This is a genomic window from Rhizobium sp. P1_E1, assembly GCF_056406015.1.
On the sequence record NZ_JBFUAY010000452.1, the window covers coordinates 1 to 1,846 of the forward strand.

At 63.9% G+C, this 1,846-nt stretch carries 3 protein-coding genes; all 3 read right to left on the minus strand.

All coding sequences use genetic code 11. The features are described from left to right. A partial coding sequence (locus AC1D1Z_RS36985) for a M14 family metallopeptidase (protein ID WP_477853779.1) occupies window positions 1-448 on the minus strand: 448 nt, incomplete at its 3' end. 135 nt (window positions 449-583) lie between these two features. Continuing rightward, window positions 584-928: a RidA family protein gene (locus tag AC1D1Z_RS36990; RefSeq protein WP_018246876.1), complete on the minus strand. Its 345-nt coding sequence runs from the start codon at window positions 926-928 to the stop codon at window positions 584-586. Window positions 929-964: 36 nt separating this feature from the next. After that, a partial coding sequence (locus AC1D1Z_RS36995; RefSeq protein ID WP_477853782.1) for a type III PLP-dependent enzyme domain-containing protein occupies window positions 965-1,846 on the minus strand: 882 nt, incomplete at its 5' end.

Genomic DNA, 1,846 nt, shown 5'->3' on the forward strand with positions numbered 1-1,846 from the left:
CCATGGACGTGCCGCCCGAATGCAGGTCGAGCACGACGTCATGGCGCGGAAAAAGTTCGTGTTCGAGGAAATGCGCCATCCGCGCTGTCGGCGAGCCGGTGGGATCGCCGGGAAACGCTCGATTGAGGTTGCCGCCGTCGAAGGGCGAGCAGCGCTTGGCCGCCATCACCGCCGGCAGGTTCGCCATCGGCAGGATGGTGACGGCGCCGCGGATTTCAGCGACATCAAGCAGCCGCATCAACCGGCCGAGCTGGAGTTCGCCCTCATATTCGTCGCCATGGTTGCCGGCCATCAGCAGCAAAGACGGCCCCTCGCCATTTTTCAGGCGAAGGACCGGAATGCGGATCTGATAATAGGGCGACCGATCGATCGAATAGGGAATGGCGAGGTGGCCGGCCTGCCGGCCCTCGCGCAAAAAGTCGATCGGATTGACGAGACCGCTGTGCATGATGTCTCCAGTGCGGGCGGTTGCGATGCCGTTACAGCGCCGCGCGTCTTTTTGAGCCGCGCAAAGGACGCTGTAACACTTTCAACTTACGCATCGTGCTTTCCGAAAATCGATTCCGATTTTCGGGCCGATGCGCTAGAGCGCGGCGATCGCGGTCATTTCGACGCGCAGATCGGGATCGGCGAGACGAGCTTCGGTGCAGGCGCGGGCCGGCGGGTTTTCGATGTCGATCCAGTCATCATAGACGCTGTTCATCGCCTCGAAATCGACGATCGCCGGCAGGAAGACATTGACGGCGATGAGGCGCGAGCGGTCGATGCCAGCTTCTTTCAAAAGGGCGTCGATCTTGCCGAGCACGTCGCGGGTCTGGTCCTTGATATCAGCCTTGCGATTTTCCGCGACCTGGCCGGCAATATAGACGAGACCGCCGTAGCTGACGGCTTGGCTCATACGCGAACCTTTCTGATAACGCTGGATCATTGCGGGTTTTCCTTTTCTTGCTTTTGGAGGGAGAGTTCAGCCGAAGCTGGTCAGATAGGCTGTCGTCACCGAATGGTCGGGGTCGAGGCCGTAGAGGATGGCATGCCGGTCAAGGCAGGTGCAGGGATGAGAGATGCCGTACTCGATGACGTCGCCGACCGCGACGTCGCTGCCGTTGGCAAGGGCCACGAAGGCGTGCTGATCGTTGAGGCGAAACACGTCGGCGCCCACGAGATCGGCGAGATACGCCCCATTGCGATAGAGCGCCAGCGGCCGCGGCAGACCCTGATCCATCGCCACGTCGCGCATGCCCATGCCGCAGATCGCCAGCAGCGGTTCCGGCCGGGAGAGGACCTCGGCCCAGACCCGCAGCGCCGGACGGAAAGCTGCAGCCGCCGAAACCGTCTCGCCGCCGATGCGGAAACCGCCGCGTGCATCGAGGCCGGCAAGGCCGCGCTCGTAGATGCCGTGGTCGTGGAAGAAGATCGCGCCGCTGCGCAGCACCAGCCGGCAGCCGGGATCGGCCGCAACAGCGGCTGAAAGCCTGGCAATCACAAGGTCGAAAAACACCGAGCCGCCGGCCGTGACCAGGAGCGGCCGCTCGTTGCCTATGCGGGCGCGCAGCTTCGGCAGGAAATCCGATGTCACCGCCATCAGCGCGTCGATGCGAAGCATCGTCTCTTCCGCATCGGCGGTCGCCGCCGCGCCCTCATAGGCGGCGATGCCGGTCAACCTAAAGGCCGGCGTCTCCAAGGCAAGGATCGCCTGGAAAATTGCCTCGGCGGCGTCGACGCTGCGGGCACCGGCGCGGCCCGCACCGAATTCCACCAGCAGGCCGAGGGGCGGTAGATCGGCGCGCTCCTGCCATGCGGAGCGAAGAGCCTCGACCAGCGCTGCGGAATCCACGAAGATATGGAG

Coding starts and splice junctions, on each gene's coding strand:
- AC1D1Z_RS36990 (WP_018246876.1), bottom strand. CDS start 928: ATGATCCAGCGTTATCAGAAAGGTTCGCGTATGAGCCAAGCCGTCAGC.